General features: G+C 71.3%; 21 protein-coding genes. 13 read left to right on the top strand and 8 right to left on the bottom strand.

Going from position 1 to position 24,818, the window contains the following annotated elements; all coding sequences use genetic code 11:
- The first annotated feature begins 32 nt into the window (after window positions 1–32).
- Both SSP24_RS36265 and SSP24_RS36260 read left to right on the top strand, forming a co-directional pair.
- Window positions 33–986, top strand: a complete 954-nt coding sequence (locus SSP24_RS36265; protein WP_141314455.1) for a nuclear transport factor 2 family protein — start codon at window positions 33–35, stop codon at window positions 984–986.
- Window positions 987–1,153: 167 nt separating this feature from the next.
- The gene (locus SSP24_RS36260) at window positions 1,154–2,119 is read left to right on the top strand and encodes an NAD-dependent epimerase/dehydratase family protein (RefSeq protein ID WP_141314453.1); all 966 of its coding nucleotides are present in this window, start codon (window positions 1,154–1,156) and stop codon (window positions 2,117–2,119) included.
- A 298-nt stretch (window positions 2,120–2,417) separates the two neighbouring features.
- On the opposite strand, the gene SSP24_RS36255 is transcribed toward SSP24_RS36260, so the two are convergent.
- The 5 genes from SSP24_RS36255 to SSP24_RS36235 form a co-directional block, all read right to left on the bottom strand.
- Window positions 2,418–3,581, bottom strand: coding sequence for a serine hydrolase domain-containing protein (locus tag SSP24_RS36255; protein WP_141314451.1), 1,164 nt, complete (start codon window positions 3,579–3,581; stop codon window positions 2,418–2,420).
- A 66-nt stretch (window positions 3,582–3,647) separates the two neighbouring features.
- Complete coding sequence (locus SSP24_RS36250) at window positions 3,648–4,097, bottom strand: organic hydroperoxide resistance protein (RefSeq protein ID WP_141314449.1); 450 nt, start codon at window positions 4,095–4,097, stop codon at window positions 3,648–3,650.
- A 69-nt stretch (window positions 4,098–4,166) separates the two neighbouring features.
- Complete coding sequence (locus tag SSP24_RS36245; protein WP_141314447.1) at window positions 4,167–4,913, bottom strand: energy-coupling factor ABC transporter ATP-binding protein; 747 nt, start codon at window positions 4,911–4,913, stop codon at window positions 4,167–4,169.
- Window positions 4,901–5,662, bottom strand: coding sequence for a cobalt ECF transporter T component CbiQ (gene cbiQ, locus SSP24_RS36240; protein ID WP_141314445.1), 762 nt, complete (start codon window positions 5,660–5,662; stop codon window positions 4,901–4,903). Before cbiQ ends, SSP24_RS36245 begins: the two co-directional genes overlap by 13 nt.
- Before the next feature lies 1 nt (window position 5,663).
- On the bottom strand, window positions 5,664–6,722 hold the full coding sequence (locus tag SSP24_RS36235) for an energy-coupling factor ABC transporter permease (protein WP_141314443.1): 1,059 nt from the start codon (window positions 6,720–6,722) through the stop codon (window positions 5,664–5,666).
- Between the two features lie 167 nt (window positions 6,723–6,889).
- Here SSP24_RS36235 and SSP24_RS36230 point away from each other — a divergent pair, with 167 nt between their 5' ends.
- Window positions 6,890–7,249 carry an SsgA family sporulation/cell division regulator gene (locus tag SSP24_RS36230; RefSeq protein ID WP_141314441.1) on the top strand — a complete coding sequence of 120 codons (360 nt, stop codon included), beginning with the start codon at window positions 6,890–6,892 and terminating at the stop codon, window positions 7,247–7,249.
- Window positions 7,250–7,260: 11 nt separating this feature from the next.
- Here the strand turns inward: SSP24_RS36230 and SSP24_RS36225 are convergent, their stop codons facing one another.
- The 3 genes from SSP24_RS36225 to SSP24_RS36215 all read right to left on the bottom strand — a co-directional run bounded on the left by SSP24_RS36225 (window position 7,261) and on the right by SSP24_RS36215 (window position 12,527).
- Window positions 7,261–8,937, bottom strand: coding sequence for a penicillin-binding transpeptidase domain-containing protein (locus SSP24_RS36225; protein ID WP_141314439.1), 1,677 nt, complete (start codon window positions 8,935–8,937; stop codon window positions 7,261–7,263).
- A gap of 133 nt (window positions 8,938–9,070) precedes the next feature.
- A complete protein-coding gene (locus SSP24_RS36220; protein WP_141314437.1) occupies window positions 9,071–10,702 on the bottom strand; it encodes a penicillin-binding transpeptidase domain-containing protein in 1,632 nt (543 codons plus the stop codon).
- A 79-nt stretch (window positions 10,703–10,781) separates the two neighbouring features.
- Entirely contained in the window at window positions 10,782–12,527 is a 1,746-nt protein-coding gene (locus tag SSP24_RS36215) for a dolichyl-phosphate-mannose--protein mannosyltransferase (protein ID WP_141314435.1), read from the bottom strand.
- Between the two features lie 62 nt (window positions 12,528–12,589).
- Between SSP24_RS36215 and rsmI the strand changes: the two genes are divergently transcribed.
- The 10 genes from rsmI to SSP24_RS36165 all read left to right on the top strand — a co-directional run bounded on the left by rsmI (window position 12,590) and on the right by SSP24_RS36165 (window position 24,774).
- Complete coding sequence (gene rsmI / locus SSP24_RS36210; RefSeq protein WP_141314433.1) at window positions 12,590–13,429, top strand: 16S rRNA (cytidine(1402)-2'-O)-methyltransferase; 840 nt, start codon at window positions 12,590–12,592, stop codon at window positions 13,427–13,429.
- Window positions 13,430–13,634: 205 nt separating this feature from the next.
- Window positions 13,635–14,018, top strand: coding sequence for a hypothetical protein (locus tag SSP24_RS36205; protein ID WP_141314431.1), 384 nt, complete (start codon window positions 13,635–13,637; stop codon window positions 14,016–14,018).
- A 34-nt stretch (window positions 14,019–14,052) separates the two neighbouring features.
- Window positions 14,053–14,928 carry a TatD family hydrolase gene (locus tag SSP24_RS36200; protein ID WP_141314429.1) on the top strand — a complete coding sequence of 292 codons (876 nt, stop codon included), beginning with the start codon at window positions 14,053–14,055 and terminating at the stop codon, window positions 14,926–14,928.
- Window positions 14,929–15,047: 119 nt separating this feature from the next.
- On the top strand, window positions 15,048–16,463 hold the full coding sequence (locus tag SSP24_RS36195; RefSeq protein WP_141314427.1) for a resuscitation-promoting factor: 1,416 nt from the start codon (window positions 15,048–15,050) through the stop codon (window positions 16,461–16,463).
- 21 nt (window positions 16,464–16,484) lie between these two features.
- Window positions 16,485–17,345: a 16S rRNA (adenine(1518)-N(6)/adenine(1519)-N(6))-dimethyltransferase RsmA gene (gene rsmA / locus SSP24_RS36190; RefSeq protein WP_141314425.1), complete on the top strand. Its 861-nt coding sequence runs from the start codon at window positions 16,485–16,487 to the stop codon at window positions 17,343–17,345.
- Window positions 17,342–18,244, top strand: a complete 903-nt coding sequence (locus SSP24_RS36185; RefSeq protein WP_141314423.1) for a 4-(cytidine 5'-diphospho)-2-C-methyl-D-erythritol kinase — start codon at window positions 17,342–17,344, stop codon at window positions 18,242–18,244. The genes rsmA and SSP24_RS36185 overlap by 4 nt, the downstream gene beginning before the upstream one ends.
- Window positions 18,245–18,365: 121 nt before the next feature.
- A complete protein-coding gene (locus tag SSP24_RS36180) occupies window positions 18,366–20,174 on the top strand; it encodes an ABC-F family ATP-binding cassette domain-containing protein (protein ID WP_141314421.1) in 1,809 nt (602 codons plus the stop codon).
- Between the two features lie 194 nt (window positions 20,175–20,368).
- Window positions 20,369–22,114 carry an outer membrane protein assembly factor BamB family protein gene (locus tag SSP24_RS36175; RefSeq protein ID WP_141314419.1) on the top strand — a complete coding sequence of 582 codons (1,746 nt, stop codon included), beginning with the start codon at window positions 20,369–20,371 and terminating at the stop codon, window positions 22,112–22,114.
- Between the two features lie 52 nt (window positions 22,115–22,166).
- Window positions 22,167–23,891 (top strand): outer membrane protein assembly factor BamB family protein, encoded by a 1,725-nt coding sequence (locus SSP24_RS36170; protein ID WP_141314417.1) that lies wholly within the window; start codon window positions 22,167–22,169, stop codon window positions 23,889–23,891.
- Window positions 23,892–24,084: 193 nt separating this feature from the next.
- Window positions 24,085–24,774: a helix-turn-helix transcriptional regulator gene (locus SSP24_RS36165; protein WP_141314415.1), complete on the top strand. Its 690-nt coding sequence runs from the start codon at window positions 24,085–24,087 to the stop codon at window positions 24,772–24,774.
- Window positions 24,775–24,818: the final 44 nt, after the last annotated feature.

The following is a 24,818-nucleotide window of genomic DNA, read 5'->3' as shown; positions in this document are numbered from 1 at the left end:
CGATCCGATCGTAGAAACGGAGCTTCTTCCCCATGACCTCCCCGCACCTCGAACAGACCGGCACCGTCACCCTCCCGCGGGCCGAACTCGACGCCCTGAAGGAGCGGTTGCGCGAACTGGCCGACCGGGCCGAGATCACCGAACTCGTCGACCGGTACGTCACCCTGCTCGACGCCCAGGACGCCCACGGGTACGACGACGGCTGGCCCCGCACGGTCTTCACCGAGGACTGCCGACTGGAGTTCCCGGTCGGCACGGTGCGCGGCCTGGACACCGCCGCCGCCTTCCACTTCGACCGGAAGTCACGCTTCGCCCGCACCCACCACCTGGCCGCCAACTACGGGATCACCCTGGACGGCGACACGGCTCGGGTCCGCGTCCACATCTTCGCCTCCCACGTCCACCACGACGACGGCCCCGACCCCGGCGGCCGCTTCGACATCGGCGGCTACAGCGAGGGCGAGGCCCGACGCACCCCGGACGGCTGGCGGATCAGCCGCTGGCGTTTCCACCTGGTGTGGTCCGACGGCGCGGGACCGCGCCCGGGCCCCGCACCCGCCGCCCTGCGCAGCTCCCAGCCCCGCCCGCGCGCCCAGCGCCCGACCGCCGACCCCGCATCCCGAAAGGACGACACCGTGTCAGCAACTCCGGCCGCCACCCTGGACCTCGGCAGCCTGCGCACCGCCTCTGGCGAGGCCCGGCTGCGGGCCATCGAGGCGTTCGTCTGCCGCACCCTGGAGACGTACCTCGACGTCCCGCCCGCCCACCGCATCCACCGCAACCGCCCGCTCTACGCCCAGGGCATCGACTCCCTCACCGCCCTGGCCTTCCAACGCAAGCTGGAGAACGCCCTGCGGATCCCGGTACCCACCCACCACCTCCTGCGCGAGCAGTCGGTCAGCGAACTCGCCGCCACGCTCGACGACCTGCTCACGCACGCGGACCGGGCCGAGCGCCGCCGGGAGGCCGCGACGGCCTCCGTGTAGACGGGCGCCACCGAGGGGGTGGCGCCCCCCGCCCCCTGCGGCCCCGACCTACCGACCCAACCGATCCCAAAGACCCTTGCCGCCAGGACCGTTGGTGTAGAAAAGTGACGCCACGACACGTCCGATCACCCACCTGATCACCGACCCCCCCCGGCGGAAGGCCGCACTTGAGCCCCGAACGCATCCTGGTGACCGGCGGCACCGGTTTCATCGGCTCGCACGTCGTTCCCCTCCTGCGCACCGCGTCCGCCACCCCCGACGGCCCCGCCCTCCGCCTGCTCACCCACCGTCGCCCCGGCCCCGACGCCCCCGGCGGCGACCTGGAGACCGTGCACGGCGACCTCGCCGACCCGGCTTCCCTGCACGGCGTCTGCGAAGGCGTCACCACCGTCCTGCACCTGGCCGCCCGCATCGGCGGCACCCCCGAGGAGTGCCGGACCGTCAACGAGGAGGGCACCCGCGCCCTGCTCGACGAGGCCGCCAGGGCGGGCGTACACCGGATCGTGCAGCTCGGCACCGCCGCCGTGTATGGCGACGGACCGCACCGCGGCGAGCGCGAGGGCCGGATCCCCGAGACGCCGGTCTCTCCGACCAGCGAGACCCGCCTCGCCGGCGAACGGCTGGTCCTGGCCGCCGGCGGCACCGTCGTACGCCCGTACCTCGTCTACGGCGAGGGCGACACCTGGGTCGTACCCGGCCTCGTCCAGCTGCTGCGCCGCCTGCCCCACTGGGTGGACGGCGCGGGCGCCCGCCTCTCCCTGATCTCGGCGCCGGTCCTCGCCCACGCCCTCACGGAACTGACCCTCGCCCCCCAAGAGCCGACGCCGCCCGAGGGCCGAGTCCTGCACGCGGCGCACCCCGACCCCGTAACCCTGCGGGACCTGATCACGACCGTCTGCGAATCCCTGGACCTCCCCCTGCCCACAGGCGAGATCACCCTCAACGAGGCCCTGCACCGCCTCGACACCCACGGCCCCGCCGCCCGCCGCCCACTCGCCCTGGTCACCGTCGACCGCTGGTACGACACCGGCACCCTGTGGTCCCTACTGAACACCGACCCGGGACCCCCCTTCACGGAGACGTTCAAGGAGTGCGCCCCTTGGTACCGCCGGGCGTTGACCGACGCCCGGTAGGCCCGTTCAGGTGTCCCAGACCCCGCGCGGCGCCGGACGTCTGCTCGCCTGGTGATCGTCGGCCGTTGGCACGACAGCCACGCGCCGCCTGGTACCGCCGGGCCCTGGCCGACGCCCGGTGGGCCCCGTTCAGGTGTCCCACACCCCACACCCCACACCCCGCTCAGCGCCGGGCGCCTGCTCACCGCCGACCGCTGGCACGACAGCGGCGCGCCCCTGGGACCGCCGGGCCCTCGCCGACGCCCTCTAAAAGACAACCTCAGGCTGAATAGACACCCTCAGGCGCCCAGCTGACCCCTCAGGCCTCCAACACCCCCCGCAGCGCCCGCACCAGTGCCTGTGCCCGGGGATCCGCCGTCACGCTCTTGCGGAAGCCGTTGGTGACATAGCCGAAGGCGATGCCCGACTCGGGGTCCGCGAAGCCGAGGGCGCCGCCGCGCCCCGGGTGGCCGAAGGAGGCGTCGGACAGCAGCGGGGACGCGCTGCCGTGCAGCATGTAGCCGAGCCCGAAGCGGGTGCCGATGACGAGCACCCGGTCCGGGCCCGCCGACTGCTCCGCGCGCGCCAGTTCCATCGTCTCCGGCGTGAACAGCCGTGTCCCGCCGTCCACTTCGCCGATCAGCGAGGCGTAGAAACGGGCCAGTCCGTCCGCCGTCGCGATGCCGTTGGAGGCGGGCAGGGCGGCGGCCTGGTAGACCGGGTCGTTCTCGTCCGGCGTCGGGGATATCGCGCCGAAGGCGCGGCGGGTGAGGGAGTCCCGGTCGGCGTACGCGTCGGCCACCGCCCGCTTGGGCCGCGTCCTCAGGCCGTTCGCCGCCTCCGGGGCTTCCACCTTGCCGACTCGCCCCACGCGCCCCGTCTCACCCTCCGGCAGCCCGAGCCACACGTCTGCCCCGAGCGGTCCGGCGATCTCGTCGGCGATCCACTGCCCGACCGAACGCCCGGTGACCCGCCGTACCACCTCACCGACCAGCCAGCTGTACGTCTGCGCGTGATACCCGTGCGCACTCCCCGGCTCCCACACCGGCGCCTGCGCCGCCACCGCCGCGGCACCGAGGTCGGGGTCGGCGGCCTCGGCAACGGTCAGCGGCCGGTCCAGCACGGGCACCCCGGCCCGGTGCGCGAGCAGATGCCGTACGAGGGTCCGCTCCTTGCCCGCCGCCTTGTACTCCGGCCACAGCTCCCCGACCGGCGCGTCCAGGTCCAGCTCGCCCCGCTGACGCAGCATCAGCACTACGGCCGCGGCGACGCCCTTCGTCGCCGAGCGCACGATCTGCGCGGTGCCGTGCTCCCAAGGCGCCGTACCGTCGACGTCCTTCGTGCCGCCCCACAGGTCGACGACCTTGCGCCCGTCCCGGTAGACGGTCACGGCGGCGCCCCGGTCGCCGAGCACCTCGAAGTTCCGTACGAACGCTTCCCTGACCGGCTCGAAGCCCTCGGCCACTGCGCCGTTCACGTCCACGTCCGTACTCCGTTCACTCCACTCACCGCGACAGTGGATGCAACGCACACGGACAGCCCGCGATTCCTAACCCAGCAGGATCGTGACGTCGATGTTGCCGCGGGTGGCGTTGGAGTACGGACACACCTCGTGGGCCTGGTCGACCAGCTTCGCCGCGATGTCCGGGTCCAGCACCGGCAGCGAGACGCTCAGGGCGACCGCGAGTCCGTAGCCGCGCTGCTTGTTGGGGCCGATGCCGACCTTCGCGGCGACCGTGGAACCGGTCAGGTCGTAGCCGGACCGGTTGCCGACCAGGATCAGGGCGTTGTGGAAGCAGGTGCTGTAGCCGGCCGCGAACAGCTGCTCCGGGTTGGTGCCGTTGCCGTCGCCGCCCAGCTCCGGCGGCATCGCCACCTTCAGCTCGATCTGCCCGTCCTGGCTCGTGACATAGCCGTCCCGGCCGCCGTGCGCGGTGGCCTCGGCGACGTACATGATCTTCGTCGGACGGGTGTCCATGGCGGTGGCCTCGTCGGTCATGCTCGACAAGGTACTGACTGGTAGGGAGCCTGTTGTTACCAGGGGGTAGAAACCGTCGGTAACCCGAGATCAGCGACTCGGGTCGAAGCCGAACGGCAGTTCCAGGCGGTGGGTGCGCATCAGCTCGTCGTTCGCCAGGAGCTCGGCCGTCTTGCCGTCCGCCGCGATGACGCCCTCGCTGAGGACGAGGGAGCGGGGGCACAGCTCCAGGGCGTACGGCAGGTCGTGCGTGACCATGAGGACCGTGACGTCCAATGAGCGCAGGATGTCGGCCAGTTCGCGGCGCGAGGCGGGGTCGAGGTTGGACGACGGCTCGTCCAGGACGAGGATCTCCGGCTCCATGGCGAGCACGGTCGCCACGGCCACCCGGCGGCGCTGCCCGAAGGACAGATGGTGCGGCGGGCGGTCCTGGAACTCGGCCATCCCGACCCGCTCCAGCGCCCGCTCCACCCGCGCCTGAAGCTCCGCCCCCTTCAGCCCGGCCGCCGCCGGTCCGAAGGCCACGTCCTCGCGGACGGTCGGCATGAAGAGCTGGTCGTCGGGGTCCTGGAAGACGATGCCGACCTTCCGCCGGATCTCGGCCATGTGGGCCCGGTCCACGGGCAGCCCGGCGACCCGCACCGAGCCCGTACCGCCGTCGAGGATGCCGTTGAGGTGCAGCACCAGCGTGGTCTTCCCGGCACCGTTCGGCCCGAGCAGCGCGACCCGCTCGCCGCGCTCGATGCGGAAGTCCACGCCGAACAGGGCCTGGTGCCCGTCGGGGTAGGCGAAGGCGAGGCCGGAGACCTCCAGGGAAGCTTCAGTCACAGCATCCATCCCAGCAGACAGACGATCAGGGCGGCACACGGCAGGGCGAGGGCGTACGACCACTGCGCCCGGGACGCGGTCACCTCGTCGATCACCGGCATGACCCCGGCATACCCCCGGCTCACCATCGCCAGATGGACGCGCTCGCCGCGCTCGTAGGAGCGGATGAACAGCGCCCCCGCCGACTTGGCGAGCACCCCCCAGTGCCGCAGACCGCGTGCCTCGAAGCCGCGCGACTCCCGTGCGATCCGCATCCGCCGCATCTCGTCGGTGATGACATCGCCGTACCGGATCATGAAGGAGGCGATCTGCACCAGCAGCGGCGGCAGCTTCAGCCGTTGCAGGCCGAGCAGCAGCTCGCGCAGTTCGGTGGTGGCGGCCAGCAGGACGGACGCGGCGACGCCCAGGGTGCCCTTGGCGAGCACGTTCCAGGCGCCCCACAGTCCGCTGACGCTCAGCGAGATGCCGGCCACCTCGACCCGCTCGCCCTCGGCCACGAACGGCAGCAGCACCGCGAACGCGACGAACGGCACCTCGATCAGCAGCCGTTTGAGCAGAAATCCGAACGGAACGCGCGCGAGCCCGGCCACCACGCCCAGCAGTACGGCGTACATCCCGAACGCCCACATCGCCTCGCGCGGTGTGGAGACCACGACCACCACGAAGGCGAACGTGGCGGCGAGCTTGGTGTGCGGCGGCAGGGCGTGGACGGGCGACGAGGCCCGCCGGTAGAGCTTGTGGGCGTGCCCCGCACCCATGTCAGACGCTCGTGTTGGTGGGCGACGACGCCTCAGGCGCCTCGCCCGTACGACGCCGGCGCACCGCCCAGAAGACCGCGCTGCCCGCCACGATGGTGACGCCGACGCCGATGACACCGGCGAGGCCGCCGGACAGGCGGGCGTTGTCGATGTCCTTGACGCCGTAGTCGGCGAGCGGGGAGTCGGCGGTGTGGTGGTCCTCGGCGGACGCGGCGAAGCCCTTGTCCTCGGCTACCTTCTCCAGGCCGTCGGGGCTGGCGGAGGCGTAGAAGCTGACGAACCCGGCGAGGACGAGGGAGGTGACGAGGCCGCTGATCCACAGCGTGCGGCGGGAGGTCCGGGCGGCGGGCGCGGGCGTCTCGGCGGCGGGGGCGTCGACGAGCTCGCCGCCGACGCGCAGCTTGAGCGGCCGGCGCAGGTCGCGGGCGCCGTAGACCAGGTCCGGTCGTACGGCGATCACGGCGCCCACCGTCAGTGCGGTGATCGCGGCCTCGCCGATGCCGATGAGGATGTGCACGCCGACCATGGCGGTGGCGACCTTGCCGATGGCGACGTCGGTGGTGCCGCCGATCGCGTAGAACGCCGTGAAGGCGAGGGCGGCGGCCGGTACCGAGATCAGTGCGGCGACGAAGGAGGCGGCGGTGATCGACCGCCGGGTGCGCGGCAGCACCTTCACCAGGGCGCGGAAGACGACGTAGGCGACGGCGACACCGACGATCGACATGTCGGTGATGTTCACGCCGAGCGCGGTCAGGCCGCCGTCCGCGAAGAGGAGGCCCTGCATGAGCAGGACGACGGATATACAGAGGGCGCCTGTGTAGGGGCCGACGAGTATCGCGGCGAGGGCACCGCCGAGCAGATGTCCGCTGGTTCCGGCCGCGACCGGGAAGTTCAGCATCTGCACGGCGAAGATGAACGCCGCCACCAGACCGGCCAGCGGCGCGGTCCGCTCGTCCAGCTCACGCCGCGCGCCGCGCAGGCTCACGGCGACGGCACCCGCGGCGACGACTCCGGCCACGGCGGAGGTCGGGGCGTTGATGAATCCGTCAGGTACGTGCACCGTTCGATGATAGTGGCTTAATGCGAATGCCTTGCAAGAGCGAGGCTCTCCCCGTTGTGAAGATGAGATAAGCCGCTCCGGCAGGCATAAGCCGGGAAATATGGGACATTGGATGGGAAGCGGATTCATAGTTTCCGCATAGGTGACGCACGGTAAGGGGTCGTCCGATGTCCGTAGTCGAGCAGTACGCGCGAGCCCATATCGTCATGGACACCGACGTCCAGGTGCTGGATGAGCGAGGAGCGATTCCGGTCGTCCTGCGCTACGACCCGGACCAAGATCCGCGCGCGGTGCGCATAGGCCTGCCCGGCCCGCACGAGTGGACCTTCGCCCGTGACCTCCTCGAACAGGGCCTGCGCGCACCCGCCGGGTCCGGCGAGGTCCGGGTGTGGCCGTGCGGGCGGGTGCAGGCCGTCGTCGAGTTCCACTCCCCGCAGGGGACCGCGGTCGTCCAGTTCGACACCAAGGCGCTGATCCGCTTCCTGCGGCGCACCTACCTGGTCGCCGCCACTCCCGTACGAAGCTGATCGCTTCGCCGTCAGCCGCCCTGCTTCAGCAGCGCCGCCACGATCGGGCCCGCCGTCTCCCCGCCGTGCCCGCCCGCCTGGACGACACCGGCGGCGGCGAGATCGCCCCGGTACGCGGTGAACCAGCCGTTGGGCTTCTTCTGCCCGTCGACCTCCGCCGAGCCGGTCTTGGCGCCGACGTCACCGGTGACCCCCGCCATCGCCTCCGCCGCCGTACCGTACGCCGCCGTGTAGGCCATCAGCTCGCGCAGCTTCGCCAGGGTGTCCGCGGACATCGTGCGCGAGGCCGTGGCCAGGGTGCGGTCGTCCACGGACGGGGCGACCAGGTACGGCTGGTGGAAGACGCCCGCCTTGACCGTGGCCGACACCGACGCCATGTTCAGCGGGTTCATCCGGACCCCGCCCTGACCGATGAGCGACGCCGCCATCGGCGCCTTCGACTGCACCGGTACGGAACCGTCGAAGGTCGGCACGCCGACCGCCCAGTTGTTCAGCGACAGGCCGAACACCTGCTGCGCCTGCTTGGTCAGGTCGTCGTCGTCCAGCTCGGGCGCCTGACTGATGAACGCGGTGTTGCAGGACCGGGCGAAACTCGCCTTGAACGTGCCGTCCTTGATCTCGAACTTGTCGTCGTTCTGGAACTTCCAGCCGCCGTACGTGAAGTACTTGGGGCACGGATGCGCCTTCTCCGGCGAGGCCAGCCCCTTCTCGATGAGCAGCGACGACGTGATGACCTTCATCGTCGAGCCCGGTGCCAGCGAGCCCTGCAACGCTGTGTTGAAGCCGGGGTTGGAGTTCGCGACCGCCAGGATCTCGCCCGTGGAGGGCCGCAGTACGACCACGGAGGCACGCGCGCGGGAGGCGACCTGCTGCTCCGCGGCCGTCTGCATGCCGGCGCTGAGCGTCGTTTTCACCTCGCCCGGCGTGCCCTCGCTCAGCTCCAGGACCGTCTTGTCGGACAGCTTCTGCTTCTGGGAGGCCGCGCCGCGCACCACCCGGAGTTCGACGCCGGCCGTTCCGCCCGCCGTCTTGCCGTACTTCTCGCGCAGCCCGTCCAGCACGGGACCCAGTGACGCGTACTTCTCGGTGGTCAGCTCGTCGCCGTCCCGGTCCAGTGCCTTGACCGGCGGCGTGCCCGCTTCGCCGGTGACGAGCCGGTCGCCCTCGCGCAGATCGGGGTGGAGGACCGACGGCTGCCAGCCGACCAGCGGCGTGCCGTCCGCCGCCCGCCGTACGACCTTCAGTGAACTCCGGTACGTCAGTGGCTTGCTGACGTCCTCGTACGTCACCGTGCCCTTCACCGTGAACGGCACGGTGTCGCCCGTGCGGGCGCCCGGGGTGAGCGTGAGGTCCTTGATGTGGGCGTCCTTGGCGTAGGCCGCCAGCAGCGTCTTCGCCGCAGTGGCGTCGTCGGTGGCGGCCGCGGCGCCGGTCGTCTCGCCCTGCTGCCAGGCCGTGAGGAACGCCTGGGCGGCGGTGGTGACCTCCTTCGCGGACAGCGGGCCGGTCTTCACCGACTTCTCCCGCCCGGCGGCGGCCGTCGTGGCCGTGCCGTCCTCGGCCGCGGCCCCGGTGCCGAACAGCGCGTAGGCACCGATGCCGGCGCCGCCCACGACCACGGCGATCACCCCGCCGATCACGGCGGGCCTGGTCTTCCGTCGCTCGGCGACGCGCCTTCTCTTGCCCACTGCTTCCCGATCCTCCGCGTGATCCCCGGGCCCGCCCCTGCGCGCGGCGTGGTCCTTACGGCCGTACCGGCCTCGTGGTCCTCACAGTCCCAACGACGGCACCACCCTAGAGTCCCCGCCTGTGCGGGTGACGTCAGCCACCCGCGCGCAGCACGGCCGCCACGATCGGGCCCGCCGCCTCGCCGCCCCGCCCGCCCTGCTGGGCCATGGCCGCCGCGGCGACGTCGTCGCGGTAGCCAGTGAACCAGCTGTCCGCCTTGGCGTTGCCGTCGACCTCGGCCGACCCGGTCTTCGCGCCGATGCTGCCGGACAGCCCGGACATCACGGAGGCGGCGGTGCCGCTGGTGGCGGTGCGGTTCATCATGGCGCGCAGCTGGGCGACGGTGTTCCCCGACAGGCCCTGGGCCTTGGCCAGTTCACGTCCGTCCAGGCTCTGCGGCACGATCACCGGCTGCCGGAAGGCACCCGTCGTCGCGGTCGCCGTGACCGACGCCATGTTCAGCGGGCTCATCTGCACCTGGCCCTGCCCGATCAGGTTGGCGGCGGTGTCCGGGCCGCCGGAGGCGGGGACCGAGCCGTCGAAGGAGGGGACGCCGATCTTCCAGTCGTTCCGGCCGATACCGAACCGTTCCTGCGCCTCCCGGGTCAGGGAGTCCACCTTCAAGTCGTCCGCGAACTTGATGAAGGCGGTGTTGCAGGAGCGGGCGAAGCTCTCGGAGAGGGTGGCGTTGTCGTTCGGGGTCATACCGGTGAGGTTGTGGAAGGTCTGGCTCTGCCAGGTCGCCGTGGGCGGGCAGGGCGCGGGCCCGTTCATGGTGGTGAGGCCGTTGTCGATGAGGGTGGCCGCGCTGAGGATCTTCATCGTGGAGCCGGGCGCCACCTCACCGAGGAACGCCGCGTTCCAGCCGTCCGCGCGGTGGTTGGCGACGGCCAGGATCTCGCCGGTGCTCGGCTTGACGGCGACCACGGAGGACTCGTCGTACTGCGCGACCGCCTTCTCGGCCGCCGCCTGCGCGGTCGCGCTCAGCGTCGTGCGCAGCTTGCCGGGCTCGCCCTCGGAGAGGGTGAGCAGCGTGGTGTCGGCGGCCTCGGTGGTGGTGTGCCGGACGGCGAGTTCGACGCCGGGCGTGCCGCCGGCCTTGTCGCCGTAGCGGGCGCGCAGTTCGTCCAGGATCGGGCCGAGAGAGGGGTACTTGTCCTTCGACAGTACGGTGCCGTTGCGGTCCACCGCCTCGATCTGCGGGGTCGCCGACTCCTCGGTGACAAGGATGTCGCCGTCCTTCAGACCGGGGTGCACGACCGACGGGTCCCAGTCGACCAGCGCCCGCCCGGTGGTCTCCCCGCGCACCACGGTGAGCCGGCTGTCGTACGCCAGCGGCTTGGACTTCCCGTCGTACGACACCGTCGCCTTCACCGAGAACGGCACGGTACGGCCCTGCGCCTGGCCCGGCGTGATCTTCACGTCGGTGATGTGCGCGTCCTGCCCGAAGGACGCCAGCACGGGCTCGGCCGCCTCCGCGAAGTCCGTGTACGACGCCGCCTTCGCGCCCTGCCCCTGCTCCCAGGCCGCGAAGAACTGACGGCTCGTCTCCTGGACCTCCGCACTGCTCGGCGGCCCGGTCCGCACCGGCTCGGGTTCGCTCGCGGACGCCGTCCCGCCGTCACCGTTCAGCGCGGAGACGAAGTTGTAGGCGCCGTACCCGGCCCCTCCCACCATCACCGCGAACACACTGCCGACAACGGCAGCCTTGACCCCCTTGCGCATGGCGCGTCCCCTCCCCGTTCACAGATCTCCGCACTCTAAGCGGGAGATGTGGAGAACGGGGCCGGTGTTTCTCAGATTGTTAGACCCATGTATCCAGCCACATGCGTGAACGCCAGTCGTCTATGGGGATCGCCTGCCCGGTGTAGAGCGGCCAGAAGTAGACGAAGTTCCAGGCGATCAGCAGGACGAGGACGCCCGCGCCCGTGGCGCCCGCGACGCGGCGGGTGTCGGTGGAGCCGGGTGGGCCGACCAGGGCGCCGATCAGCATCGCGACCGCCAGGCAGAGGAACGGCACGAAGATCACGGCGTAGAAGAAGAAGATCGTCCGCTCCTGGTAGAGGAACCAGGGCAGATAGCCGGCCACGACGCCGCAGGCGATGGCGCCCGCCCGCCAGTCGCGACGGAAGAACCAGCGCCACAGCACGTACAGCAGCGCGAAGCAGGCCACCCACCACAGCAGCGGCGTACCCAGCGCCAGCACCTCGCGCGCGCACTTCTCGCCCGCGTCCACCGGGCAGCCGTCCGTGCCGGGGGCGGGGGACTCGTAGAAGTACGACACCGGGCGGCCCAGGACGAGCCAGCTCCACGGGTTGGACTGGTACGTGTGCGGCGAGGACAGCCCGACGTGGAACTCGTAGACCTGGGTCTCGTAGTGCCACAGGCTGCGCCACCAGTCCGGGAACAGCCACGACCAGCTGCTGTCCTTGCCGTCGGTCGCCGCCCAGTTGCGGTAGTAGCCGCCCTTGCCATTGGTGGCGGAGAGGATCCAGCCGGTCCAGGACGCGATGTAGGTGACGATCGCGACCGGCACCGTCGACAGGAACGCCCAGCCCAGGTCGCGCCGGAGCACCGCCTTGTACGGGTGCCGGGCGCCCGCCACCTTGCGGGCCCCGACGTCCCACAGCACCGCCATCACACAGAACGCGGCCAGGATGTACAGGCCGTTCCACTTGGTGCCGATGGCCAGGCCCAGCATCAGGCCCGCCGCGATCCGCCAGGGCCGCAAGCCGATGCGGGTGTGCTCGGCCGTGTGCGCGTGCGGGCGGACCCGGCCGTCGGCGTCCACGGGCAGCGCGGCGGCCAGTTTCGCCCGCGCCCGGTCCCGGTCGACGAGCAGACAGCCGAACGCCGCCAGCACGAAGAACATCAGCACGCCGTCCAGCAGCGCGGTGCGGCTCATCACGAAGTGCAGCCCGTCCACCGCCATCAGCGCGCCCGCGAGGCAGCCGAGGAACGTGGAGCGGAACAGGCGGCGGCCGATCCGGCAGAGCAGCAGGACGGACAGCGTGCCCAGCAGGGCGGTCATGAAGCGCCAGCCGAACGGGTTGAACCCGAACATCAGCTCGCCCAGCCCGATGACGTACTTGCCGACCGGCGGATGCACGACGTACGCCGCGTCCGTCGGGATGGGCACGTTGCCGTTCTGGGACAGGAGGAGATCGTTGACGTTCTTGTCCCAGTTGACCTCGAACCCGCGGTGGACGAGCGCCCACGCGTCCTTGGCGTAGTACGTCTCGTCGAATATCACCGCCTTCGGGCTGCCCAGGTTCCAAAAGCGCAGCAGCCCCGCGAACAGCGTCACCAGCAGCGGCCCGCCCCAGCCCGACCAGCGGGTGATCCGCTCGGCCAGCGGATACCGGATGCCGAGCGCCGCCCACAGCCGCGGGCTCGGCTCGGCGTACGGCGGCACGAGCCGGTCCCTTACGTCGCCGCGGGGTCCGGCCGGCGTGTATCCGAAACGGCGCAGCCGCTGCTGCCACGAGGGCCGCTGCTCGTGGGAGGCCTGGTCCTGCCGGGTGTCCGTGGAGGACGCGGTACTGGTCACCGCGCCATCGTAGGGAACCCTTCTGTGGGAGTCCCGTGGACCGCCCCTGCGAGGATGGAAACGTGACAGGAACCCTTGTTTTGGCAGGCACCCCCATCGGCGACATCGCGGACGCGCCGCCGAGGCTCTCCGAGGAGCTGGCGCGGGCGGACGTGGTCGCCGCCGAGGACACGCGGCGGCTGCGGCGGCTGACCCAGGCGCTGGGGGTGACGCCCAAGGGGCGGGTCGTGTCGTACTTCGAGGGGAACGAGGCGGCGCGCACGCCGGAGCTGGTCGAGGAACTGGTGGGGGGTGCGCGTGTGCTGCTCGTCACGGATGCCGGGATGCCGTCGGTGTCGGACCCCGGGTACCGGCTGGTGGCGGCGGCCGTGGAGCGGGACGTCCGGGTCACCGCGGTGCCGGGGCCCTCCGCTGTGCTGACCGCTCTCGCGCTGTCCGGGCTGCCGGTGGACCGGTTCTGCTTCGAGGGGTTTCTGCCGCGGAAGGCGGGGGAGCGGCTGTCGCGGCTGCGGGAGGTGGCCGAGGAGCGGCGGACGCTGGTCTATTTCGAGGCTCCGCATCGGCTGGACGACACCCTTGCCGCGATGGCCGAGGTGTTCGGTGCGGAGCGGCGGGCGGCTGTGTGTCGTGAGCTGACCAAGACGTACGAGGAGGTGCGGCGGGGGGCGCTGGGGGAGTTGGCGGTGTGGGCTGCGGAGGGGGTGCGGGGGGAGATCACCGTTGTTGTCGAGGGCGCGGGGGAGCCTCCGGCGGTTGAACCGGAGGAGCTTGTGCGGCGGGTGCGGGTTCGGGAGGAGGCGGGGGAGCGGCGTAAGGAGGCCATTGCGGCGGTGGCTTTGGAGGCTGGGGTGCCTAAGCGGGTTGTTTTTGATGCTGTGGTTGCCGCGAAACGTGCGTTGTGAGCTGCGGGTGGTTTGTGGCTGATCGCGCAGTTCCCCGCGCCCCTGAGGGCGTTGTGCCAACCGCCGGTAAAGGGTGACGGGGCGTTTGGCAAGGTAGCGCCAAGGTCCGTCCAATACTGGACAGATCGCGTGCTTTCGGTCTCGGTCGGCAGTCCACTGGGTGACGGAACGCAAACCGTTCCTCCAGCGGACAACAGGAGCTGGTATGAGCGAGATCACAGGACACACCGGCCTTCGCAACGGGGCGACCGCCGTCGTCAACGAGTCGTACTCCTTCGCCTGCATGCGCTGCGGGCACGGTTGGGAGCAGTCGTACGAGATAGAGCACCACGTCGACGGTGCGGGGCATGAGTTCGTCCTGTACGTGGCGGACGGGCGGGTCGTGCCGTCGCCGCTGAGTCAACCGACGTGCGCCAGGTGCGGCGGTCACGTCGTGCGGATCATGCGGCCGGGCCGGGTCTCGGCGGCGCGCAATGCGGCGCGGCGGCACGAGACGCGTCCGCCCGTGGAGGTGCCGTCGGTCCCCCGGCAGCGGCACCACTGGCATCTTTCCGATCTGCTGCACCCCTTCCAGCGCCGGGCGAGCTGAACGGTGAGGTGTGCCCCTTTCGTAGGATCGGGGCATGCCCACCTCCGACAAGAACGCAGCCCCGCCCCTCCCGCCGCCCCTCACGGTGCCCGTCGCCGACTCGCACACGCACCTCGACATGCAGTCCGGCACGGTGGAGGAGGGCCTCGCGAAGGCCGCGTCGGTCGGTGTCACCACGGTCGTGCAGGTCGGCTGCGATGTGAACGGCTCCCGGTGGGCGGCCGAGACGGCGGCGGCGTACGAGAACGTGCACGCGGCCGTCGCGCTGCACCCCAACGAGGCCCCGCGCATCGTCCACGGCGACCCCGACGGCTGGTCCCGGCAAGGGGCGCGCGAGCCCGGCGGGGACGCGGGGCTGGACGAGGCGCTCGCCGAGATCGAGCGGCTGGCCGCGCTGCCGCATGTGAAGGCGGTCGGCGAGACGGGGCTGGACTACTTCCGTACCGGGCCCGAGGGCAAGGCGGCGCAGGAGCGGTCGTTCCGCGCGCACATCGAGATCGCCAAGCGGCACGGCAAGGCGCTGGTCATCCATGACCGTGACGCCCACGCGGACGTGCTGCGCGTCCTCAAGGAGGAGGGTGCGCCGGAGCGGACGGTGTTCCACTGCTACTCCGGGGACGCGGAGATGGCCGAGGTGTGCGCCCGCGCCGGGTACTACATGTCCTTCGCGGGCAACGTCACCTTCAAGAACGCCCAGAACCTGCGCGACGCGCTGGCGGTGGCCCCGCTGGAGCTGGTCCTGGTGGAGACCGACGCGCCCTTCCTGACGCCCGCGCCCTACCGCGGACGGCCCAACGCCCCGTATCTCATTCCGGTCACGGTGCGCGCGATGGCCGCCGTACGCGGTATCGACGAGGACGCCCTGGCCACCGCCATCGGCTCGAACACGGCGCGCGCCTTCGGTTACTGACCTCCAACGCGCTCACGCTGCGCAGTCGCGTCGCTTTGGAGAGTGACGACCGCTCCGCTAGGTTCTGGGGGCCCGATCCGGACCCCTCTGGACCCCTCCGGCCCCTGGAGCGTGTCGGCGTGAGCAACTCGCAGTTCGAGACATACGGGACCAATCAGCCTTACGAGCCCTTCGAGGCATATGAACCGTCGCCGGTGTACGGCGGATTCGACATGCACGGCGCGCCGACGCTTCCCCACGGCGCCACGTACGCCACCACCGCCACCTACGCCGCGTACGGCACATACGGCAGCACATACGGCGACACCTACCGGCCCGCCTACGAGACCGCCGAGCCCGTGCTGCCCCGGCAGGGCGCGCCGGAGGCCGCCGCGGCCGTCGCGCGCCCCCGCGTGGATCGGCGGGCCGCGCGCCGGCGCAGGGGTCGGTACGCCGAGCGCCCGGACGTCTCCGTGCGCCGGCTGCTGCCGCGGGCGCTGGTCGTCGCGTTCCTCGCCGGTGGCACCTCCGCCTTCGTCGCCGAGGACAAGGCCGTCGAGCTGAACGTCGACGGCGAGCCCCGTCGCCTGCACACCTTCGCCGACGACGTCGGTGAGCTGCTCGCCGAGGAGGGCGTCGAGGTCGGGACGCGCGATGTGGTCGAGCCCGCTCCGGGCACCGAGCTGGGCAGCGGCGACGAGATCGCCGTGCACTACGGCCGTCCCGTGCGGCTCACCCTCGACGGTCAGCGGCGTGAGGTGTGGACGACGGCGCGGACGGTGGAGGGGGCGCTCAGGCAGCTCGGGGTGCGTGCGGACGGCGCGTATCTGTCCATCTCGCGCTCCCAGCGCATCGGACGTGCCGGTCTCGCCCTCGACGTGCGCACCGAGCGGTCGGTCACGGTGATGGCCGACGGCCGTGCCCGCACCATCCGCACCAACGCCGCCACCGTCGGCGAGGCCGTCCAGGAGGCCGGGATCGTCCTGCGCGGCCAGGACACCACGTCCGTCCCGCAGGACAGCTTCCCGCGCGACGGGCAGACGGTCACCGTGCTGCGGATCACCGGCGGCAAGGAGGTCCGGGAGGAGGAGATCCCGTTCGAGGTGCGGCGGATCGCGGACGCGACGGTGCTCAAGGGCACCGAGGTGGTCGAGCAGGCGGGGCAGCCGGGGCTGCGCCGGGTCACGTACTCCGTGCGGACCGTCAACGGGGTCCGGCAGAAGCCGCGCCGGCTCGGGACCGAGGTGGTGCGTGAGCCGACCGCGCAGATCGTGAAGGTCGGCACCAAGCCGTTGCCGGCCTCCGTGAAGGGCGCCGACGGCCTCGACTGGCAGGGCCTCGCCGCCTGCGAGTCCGGCGGCCGCGCGAACGCCGTCGACCCGTCGGGCACGTACGGCGGCCTCTACCAGTTCGACGCCCACACCTGGCGCAGCCTCGGCGGCACCGGCCGCCCCCAGGATGCCTCGGCGGCAGAACAGACGTACCGCGCGAAGAAGCTGTACACCAGGCGCGGGGCCAGCCCCTGGCCGCACTGCGGGGCGCGGTTGCATCGCTGAGCCGCGGCTAGGCTTGTCGCCGTGAGCAGCCCCTCCCCCGACGCCCTCCTGGGTCCCGCCGATGTCCGTGAGCTGGCGGAAGCCCTCGGCGTACGGCCCACCAAGCAGCGCGGTCAGAACTTCGTCATCGACGCGAACACGGTCCGCCGTATCGTCCGCACCGCTCAGGTCCGGCCCGACGACGTGGTCGTGGAGGTCGGGCCGGGGCTCGGTTCGCTCACGCTGGCGCTGCTGGAGGTGGCCGACCGGGTCACCGCCGTGGAGATCGACGACGTACTGGCCGCCGCGCTGCCCGCCACCATCGCGGCGCGCATGCCGGCGCGCGCCGACCGTTTCGCGCTGGTGCACTCGGACGCGATGCACGTCACCGAGCTGCCTGGCCCGGCGCCGACCGCGCTGGTGGCGAACCTGCCGTACAACGTGGCCGTCCCGGTCCTGCTGCACATGCTCGACACCTTCCCGAGCATCGAGCGCACCCTGGTGATGGTGCAGTCGGAGGTCGCCGACCGGCTGGCGGCGCCGCCCGGTTCGAAGGTGTACGGCGTGCCGTCGGTGAAGGCCAACTGGTTCGCCGAGGTCAAGCGGGCCGGTGCCATCGGCCGCAACGTCTTCTGGCCCGCGCCCAACGTCGACAGCGGGCTCGTCTCGCTCACCCGCCGCACCGAGCCGATCAAGACCACCGCCTCGCAGCGCGAGGTCTTCGCCGTCATCGACGCGGCGTTCGCCCAGCGCCGCAAGACGCTGCGGGCCGCGCTCGCCGGGTGGGCCGGGTCGGCGGCCGTCGCCGAGGCGGCGCTGGTCGCCGCGGGTGTCTCGCCGCAGGCGCGCGGAGAGTCGCTGACAGTCGAGGAGTTCGCACGGATCGCGGAGAACAAACAGTGAGCGTCACGGTACGCGTCCCCGCCAAGGTCAACGTCCAGCTCGCCGTCGGCGCCGCCCGCCCCGACGGCTACCACGACCTGGCCAACGTCTTCCTGGCGGTCGGGCTCTACGACGAGGTCACGGTCACCGAGTCCGACGAGCTGCGGGTCACCTGCGAGGGGCCCGACGCGGACCAGGTCCCGCTGGACCGCACGAACCTCGCGGCTCGCGCCGCCGAAGCGCTCGCCGCGCGGTACGGCCGTACCCCGGACGTCCATATCCACATCGCCAAGGACATCCCCGTCGCCGGCGGAATGGCGGGCGGCAGCGCGGACGGTGCGGGCGCGCTGCTTGCGTGTGACGCGCTGTGGGGCACGGGCGCCTCGCGTGCTGAACTCCTCGAAATCTGCGCCGAGTTGGGCAGTGACGTGCCGTTCAGCCTGATCGGCGGGGCGGCGCTCGGCACCGGGCGGGGTGAGCAGCTGACGGTGCTCGACGTCGGCGGGACCTTCCACTGGGTGTTCGCGTTGGCGGACCGGGGGCTGTCCACCCCGGCGGTCTTCCGGGAGTTCGACCGCCTCGTCGAGGGCACGGACGTCCCCGAGCCCGTCGCCTCCCGGGATGTCCTTCAGGCCCTCGCCAAGGGCGACCCGGACGCGCTCGCCGCCGCCGTCTCCAACGACCTCCAGCCCGCCGCCCTCTCCCTCTTCCCGACCCTCGCCGACACCCTCACGGCGGGCCGCGCCGCCGGCGCCCTCACCGCGCTGGTCTCCGGTTCCGGCCCGACCACCGCCTTCCTCGCCCGCGACCCGGAGTCCGCGGCGAAGGTGGCGGAGACGCTGCGCACGTCGGGGACGTGCCGGACGGTGCGTACGGCGTCGGGACCGGCGCCGGGCGCGACGGTGACTACAGGGCGTTAGCGGGCGTCACACCTTCCTCACCGAGGTCGGCACGGCTGCCGCCCGCTGAGCTGCGCGGATCGGTCGGCTTCCGGCGACCGTTAGGCTGGGAGGCTGACCGATCCCCGCGAGCAGGAGCGAAATGGCCGTCAACCTGGTCAATGTCGAGAACGTCAGCAAGGTGTACGGCACCCGCAGCCTCCTCGACGGCATCTCCCTCGGCGTCTCCGAAGGGGACCGCATCGGCGTCGTCGGCCGCAACGGCGACGGCAAGACGACCCTGATCCGGATGCTCGCCAAGCAGGAGGAGGCGGACTCCGGCCGGGTCACCCACTCCGGCGGCCTGCGCCTGGGCGTCCTCACCCAGCACGACTCCCTCGACCCCGAGGCCACCGTCCGCCACGAGGTCATCCGCGACCTGGCCGACCACGAGTGGGCGGGCAACGCCAAGATCCGCGACGTACTGACGGGCCTCTTCGGCGGCCTCGACCTGCCCGGCTTCCCGCAGGGCCTCGACACCGTCATCGGCCCGCTCTCCGGTGGCGAACGGCGCCGCATCGCGCTCGCCAAGCTGCTCATCGACGAACAGGACCTGATCGTCCTCGACGAGCCCACCAACCACCTCGACGTCGAGGGCATCGCCTGGCTCGCCCAGCACCTGCGCGAGCGCCGCTCCGCGCTGGTCTGCGTCACCCACGACCGCTGGTTCCTCGACCAGGTCTGCACCCGCATGTGGGACGTGCAGCGCGGAGTGGTCCACGAGTACGAGGGCGGCTACTCCGACTACGTCTTCGCCCGCGCCGAGCGCGAGCGGATCGCCGCGACCGAGGAGGTCAAGCGGCAGAACCTGGTCCGCAAGGAGCTGGCCTGGCTGCGCCGCGGTGCCCCCGCCCGTACGTCGAAGCCGCGGTTCCGCGTGGAGGCCGCCAACGAGCTGATCAAGGACGTACCGCCGCCCCGGGACAGCTCCGAGCTGATGAAGTTCGCGTCCTCGCGGCTCGGCAAGACCGTCTTCGACCTGGAGGACATCACCGTCCAGGCCGGTCCCAAGGTGCTGCTGAAGCATGTGACGTGGCAGCTCGGCCCCGGTGACCGCATCGGCCTCGTCGGCGTCAACGGCGCGGGCAAGACCTCGCTGCTGCGCGCCATGGCCGACGCGGCACGGACGCAGGGCGAGGCGCAGCCGGTGGGCGGGCGGATCGCCGTCGGCAAGACGGTCAAGCTCGCGTATCTGTCGCAGGAGGTCGCCGAACTGGACCCGAACTGGCGGGTCCTGGAGGCCGTGCAACAGGTCCGGGAGCGCGTCGACCTCGGCAAGGGGCGCGAGATGACCGCGGGCCAGCTGTGCGAGACGTTCGGCTTCAACAAGGAGAAGCAGTGGACGCCGGTGGGCGACCTCTCCGGTGGTGAGCGCCGCCGGCTCCAGCTGCTGCGGCTGCTGATGGACGAGCCGAACGTCCTCTTCCTCGACGAGCCGACCAACGACCTCGACATCGAGACGCTGACCCAGCTGGAGGACGTCCTCGACGGCTGGCCCGGCTCGATGATCGTGATCTCCCACGACCGGTTCTTCGTCGAACGCACCACCGACCGGGTGTTCGCCCTGCTCGGCGACGGCACACTGCGGATGCTGCCGCGCGGGATCGACGAGTACCTGGAGCGGCGCCGGAAGATGGAGGAGGCCGCCGCTGCCGCCGCGTCCCCGGCGGCTCCCGTGAAGCCGGCGACCGAGAAGAGCGCGGCCGACCAGCGGGCCGCGAAGAAGGAACTCCAGAAGATCGAGCGGCAGCTGGACAAGATCTCCGAGCGGGAGACCAAGCTGCACGCCCAAATCGCCGACAACGCCACGGACTTCGCGAAGGTGGCCGAACTGGACGCCGAGCTGCGGCAGTTGGCCGGGGAGCGGGAGGAGCTGGAGATGCGGTGGCTGGAGCTGGCAGAGGACGCGTGAAGGGCGCGTGAAGGCGCGTAACAAGGGCATCACGGGCCGGTGCTCCCTTGGGAACAGGGGCGTATCGGGCCCGGGTTGTTGTCGGTCCCGGGTGATAGAAATGGGCGGTCTGAGAACCGTCTGAGAATCATGGGTGTGGCGGAAACGCAGCGCCACGGGCGCGGCGCCACATCAGTCACAAGGGGGAACCGCTGATGACCCAGCCGCCCAACCAACCGCCGGGTGGCGGCTTCGGCGCGCCACAGAACCCGGGGCAGGCCGGTGGTTTCGGCCCGCCGCAGGACCCGAGTCAGGGCACACCCCCTCCGGCGCAGCCCCCGCAGGGCCCGCCGCAGCCGGGTTACGGCTATCCGCAGCAGCCCGGTCCATACGCGCAGCCCCAGCAGCCGGGGCCGTACAACACCCCGGGCCCCTACGGTCAGCCGCAGCCTCCGGGGCCGTACGGTCAGCAGCCCGGTTACGGCTACCCGCAGCCCCAGTACCCCGCCGCCCCGGGCACACCCCCCGGTTCCGGCTCGCGCAACCCCTTCCGGGGCAAGCCCGCGCTGGCCGTCGGGGCCGCGGTGGCGGCGCTGCTGCTCATCGGCGGCACCGTCTACGCCGTGACCAGCGGCGGCGACGACAAGAAGCCGGTCGCCGAGCAGAGCAACGACGCCAAGCCCTCCGCCTCAGACTCCCCGGTCAACCCCGGTGACGGCAGCGGCGGCGGCGCCGACCCGGACAACCTCAACGAGGGCCGCAAGGCGGGCGAGGCGCGGGTGCTCTGGTACAAGGAGGCGCCCGACGCGCCCGGTTCCGGCGCCGACGCCCCCGGCATGTGGATCACCGACAAGACGGCGGTGAAGGCGGCGTACAAGGAACTCGTCGCCTACAACGTCGACGACGGCAACCCCACTTGGGACCCGATCAGCTTCCCGCAGGAGATCTGCGCGGTCACCCCGCAGAAGACCGCCGACGACAAGATCGTCGTGGCGTACATGAGCGGCTCCAGCGACCGCGCCGACTGCAATCAGCTCCAGCTCGTCGACCTGAACACCGGTGAGAAGGGCTGGAGCGGCGAGGTCGAGGACGGCGCGCTGTTCGACAGCACGGTGTCCATCGAGCTGAGCCTGGCCGGGAACACGCTGATGGTGGGCCGCTCGCAGTCCGGCACGGCGTACGACGTCACCACCGGCAAGAAGCTGTTCGACAAGAAGAAGTACGAAGGCGCCTGCTTCCCGAGCGCGTTCGCGGGCGGCAGTCGGCTGATCTCCGTCGCCTCCTGCGGCGCCAGCACGGACAACGAACACAACGAGATCCAGGAGCTGGACCCGAGGACCGGCAAGGTCAAGTGGACCCGGGCCTTCGGCAAGGGCTGGCGCATCATGCGCACCTACTCCGTCGACCCGCTGGTGGTCTACAGCGTCAACGAGGACGAGAAGACCTGGAACATCTCCGCGCTGGACGACAAGGGCGAAATCCGTTCCCAGGTCAAGATCGACGAGGACTTCGCGCCCGAGTGCGGCTTCTCCGTCATCCAGCGCGACCTGACCGGCTGCCAGGGCGTCGCCGCCGACGCGAGCACGCTCTACCTGCCCACGGAGGCCACCAGCGGCGCCAACGAGGTCCTCGCGATCAACCTCGCCGACGGCAAGGAGAAGTGGCGCGTTAAGTCACCCGCGGACGAGTCGATGCTGCCGCTGCGGGTCGAGGGCGACCAGCTCATCGCGTACGTCGAGGCGTCGTACGACGCGGGCGGCCAGATCGTGTCCGTGCCGACGACCGGCGGCAGCCACCAGCCGACGAAGCTGCTCCAGAACCCCACGGGTGCGGCGGAGGTCGAGGACGGCTTCTTCTCGCGGGACATCGCTTGGGTGGACGGCCGCTTCTACATCTCCACCACCCGGCTGTCCGGCGAGGACCAGGCCAAGGAGAAGCTGATGCTCGCCTACGGCAAGTGATGCGCCCTTCCGACTTGTTCCGCTGTCCCCGTCTCCCCGAGGTACTCACGTCATGACCCAGCCGCCGCCTCCGCCGCCCAACCAGCCCCCGCCGGGGGGTGGGTTCGGCTCACCTCAGCCCCAGCCCCAGCCGCCGCAGCCGCCGCCGGTGCCGCCGCAGCAGCCGGGGGTCGGTTACGGATATCCGCAGCCGCCTCAGCCACCTCAGCCGCAGCCCGGGTACGGGTATCCGCAGCCTCCGCAGCCGAATCCCTACGGGCAGCCCGGCTACGGCTATCCGCAGGCGACCGTGCCGCTGCACCCGCAGCCCGGTCAGCCGGGGCAGGCGGCCGGTGGTGGGCGGAAGTTCAACGCGCAGGTGGCCATCATCGTGGCCGCCGTCGTGGCGATCGCGCTGATCATCGGCGGGGGTGTCTGGTACTCCAAGTCGTCCGGTACGGGCGGCAAGGACGACACCGCGAGTTCGAGCGGGGGCACCGGCGACGGCAAGGGCGGTGCCGAGGGCACCTCCAAGGGCAGCGAGAAGGTGCCGGCCGACCCGAACTCCAAGGTGCTGTTCCAGGTTCCGCAGCCCAAGCTCGACAAGGACGACTCCGTGGTCGTCACCGGCTCCTGGCTCACCGACAAGGTGTACGCCAAGTCCGGTGTGGCCGAGATCGTCGGCTACGACCGGGACAAGGGCACCGAGCTGTGGACCATTCCGCTGCCCGGGCCGGTGTGCGAGGCCAGCCGGCACATGACCGCGGACGGTAAGACGGCCGTCGTCTTCCAGCCCAGGATGCCCGCCAAGAACCGCTCCGAGGGATGCAGCCAGGTCGCCGCGATCGACCTGAACGCGGGCAAGAAGCTGTGGACCGAGACCGCCACGTCCGGTGACCGGCCGATCAGCTTCGACAACGTCACCGTGAGCGCGAGCACGGTCGCCGTGGGCAGTACGAACGGCGGTGCGGCGTTCGACATCAACAGCGGCGAGGCGCTGTGGACGCCGAAGGCCGCGGACACCTGCTACGACGCCGGGTACGGCGGTGGCGCGAAACTGGTCGCGGTGCGCAAGTGCGGGCAGTTCGAGGCGCGTGAGCTGCACATCCAGACCATCGACCCGAAGTCCGGGAAGGTGGTCTCGGAGTACAAGATGGCCAAGGGCATCGAGTACGCCAGTGTCGTGTCGACCGAACCGCTGGTGGTGGCGGCCGACGTGGGTGAGTCGGCCGGGGACGGCAGTGGCATCTCGGACTTCTTCTCCATCGACAACAAGACGGGGAAGCTGCGGGCGCGGATCTCGGCGCCGGGTGATTCCTATGCCGCCGAGTGCGACGGGATTACGCGGGTCGAGGACTGCGCGGGGCTGGCGGTCGGCAACGACCGGCTGTATGTGCCGACGGAGGACCAGGAGGGCTCCAGTGGTTCGGGCCGGACGAATTCGGTCGTGGCGTTCGATCTGGCGAGCGGGAAGCTGACCGGGCAGCGGGCGGACGCGGGGGACGGGTACACGATCATGCCGTTGCGGATGGACGGCGGGAACGTGATCGCGTACAAGAGCGGGCCGTACGACAAGGGTGGGCAGGTCGTCAGCATCGACGGCGGCAGCTTCGAGCAGGTGAAGCTGATGGAGAATCCGGGGACCGATTCGGTGCGGGACGTGGCGTCGGGGAAGGAACCGGGGTACGGCGAAGTCCTCTACGCGCAGGGGCGGTTGTATATGTCCGAGCGCTATGCCAGCGGGCCGCGTTCGGGTGAGGTCGAGTACCTCGCGATCGCGTTCGGGGTGAGTGGTTGAGGGGGAATTTCGGCGATCTGGGGCACTTCTCACGAGTACGGGCAGCGCGACGTCGAACAGGCGTGTAGCTTCCGGGGAGCATGGCGGACGTCGGTGTTTGTGCTGGGTCTGTCCGTAGGGTCTTTGGGCATCCATAGTGGGCGTCCACTGGGGGGACTGGTGGGGCACTGGTGGGGGACTGGGGGGTTGCTCGATGGGAGTGCGGCTCATGGTGGTCGACGACCACCGATTGCTCGCCGAGGCGTTGGCGTCGGCGCTGAAGCTGCGGGGGCACCGGGTGCTGGCCGCGGCGGCGCCGGCCGCGGGGGCGGCGGAGCTGGTGATCGCGCGGGCGCCGGAGGTGTGTCTGTGGGGGACTGCTACGCCGGCCGAGACGGGGGCGTTCGATCCGGTGGGGCGGATCAAGCGGGAGCGGGGGCAGGTGGCGGTGCTGGTGCTGGGGCCGGTGCCGAGTCCGCGGGGGATCGCGGCGGCGTTCGCTGCGGGGGCGTCCGGGTATGTGCGGCACGACGAGCGGATCGAGGGTGTCGAGCGGGCGATCATGAAGGCGCGGGCGGGGGAGGCGGCGGTGGCGCCGCAGTTGTTGCAGGGGGCGTTCGGGGAGCTGCTGAATCCTGCGGCGCAGCCGGATGACGAGGGGCAGCGGTTGTTGCAGATGCTGACGCCTCGGGAGGTGGAGGTGCTGGTGCGGGTGGCGGACGGGGAGGATACGCGGCTGATCGCGGCGGGGATGGGGATTGCGCCGTCCACTGCTCGGACGCATGTGCAGCGGGTGCTGATGAAACTGGGGGTGGGGTCGCGGTTGGAGGCGGCGGCGTTGGCTGCGCGTACTGGGTTGCTCGATCGGGCTGGGCCGCTGCCGGGGCGGGGTGCGGAGGGCTGAATGCCTGCGGCGGCCTGTGCGGGTGGTGTGCGTGGTTGCTGTAG

The sequence above is a fragment of the Streptomyces spinoverrucosus genome (genome assembly GCF_006539505.1).
Lineage (GTDB): Bacteria > Actinomycetota > Actinomycetes > Streptomycetales > Streptomycetaceae > Streptomyces > Streptomyces spinoverrucosus.
Note: the sequence above shows the minus strand (reverse complement) of the source record. Positions and strands in the feature narration are given on the sequence as shown.

Bases quoted from the DNA above. Each gene is read 5' to 3' on its own strand.
- SSP24_RS36265 (WP_141314455.1), top strand. From the start codon at position 33: ATGACCTCCCCGCACCTCGAACAGACCGGCACCGTCACCCTCCCGCGG.
- SSP24_RS36250 (WP_141314449.1), bottom strand. From the start codon at position 4,097: ATGACCGACGAGGCCACCGCCATGGACACCCGTCCGACGAAGATCATG.
- SSP24_RS36245 (WP_141314447.1), bottom strand. From the start codon at position 4,913: ATGGATGCTGTGACTGAAGCTTCCCTGGAGGTCTCCGGCCTCGCCTTC.
- cbiQ (WP_141314445.1), bottom strand. From the start codon at position 5,662: ATGGGTGCGGGGCACGCCCACAAGCTCTACCGGCGGGCCTCGTCGCCC.
- SSP24_RS36230 (WP_141314441.1), top strand. From the start codon at position 6,890: ATGTCCGTAGTCGAGCAGTACGCGCGAGCCCATATCGTCATGGACACC.
- SSP24_RS36220 (WP_141314437.1), bottom strand. From the start codon at position 10,702: ATGCGCAAGGGGGTCAAGGCTGCCGTTGTCGGCAGTGTGTTCGCGGTG.
- SSP24_RS36205 (WP_141314431.1), top strand. From the start codon at position 13,635: ATGAGCGAGATCACAGGACACACCGGCCTTCGCAACGGGGCGACCGCC.
- SSP24_RS36200 (WP_141314429.1), top strand. From the start codon at position 14,053: ATGCCCACCTCCGACAAGAACGCAGCCCCGCCCCTCCCGCCGCCCCTC.
- SSP24_RS36180 (WP_141314421.1), top strand. From the start codon at position 18,366: ATGGCCGTCAACCTGGTCAATGTCGAGAACGTCAGCAAGGTGTACGGC.
- SSP24_RS36175 (WP_141314419.1), top strand. From the start codon at position 20,369: ATGACCCAGCCGCCCAACCAACCGCCGGGTGGCGGCTTCGGCGCGCCA.
- SSP24_RS36170 (WP_141314417.1), top strand. From the start codon at position 22,167: ATGACCCAGCCGCCGCCTCCGCCGCCCAACCAGCCCCCGCCGGGGGGT.
- SSP24_RS36165 (WP_141314415.1), top strand. From the start codon at position 24,085: ATGGGAGTGCGGCTCATGGTGGTCGACGACCACCGATTGCTCGCCGAG.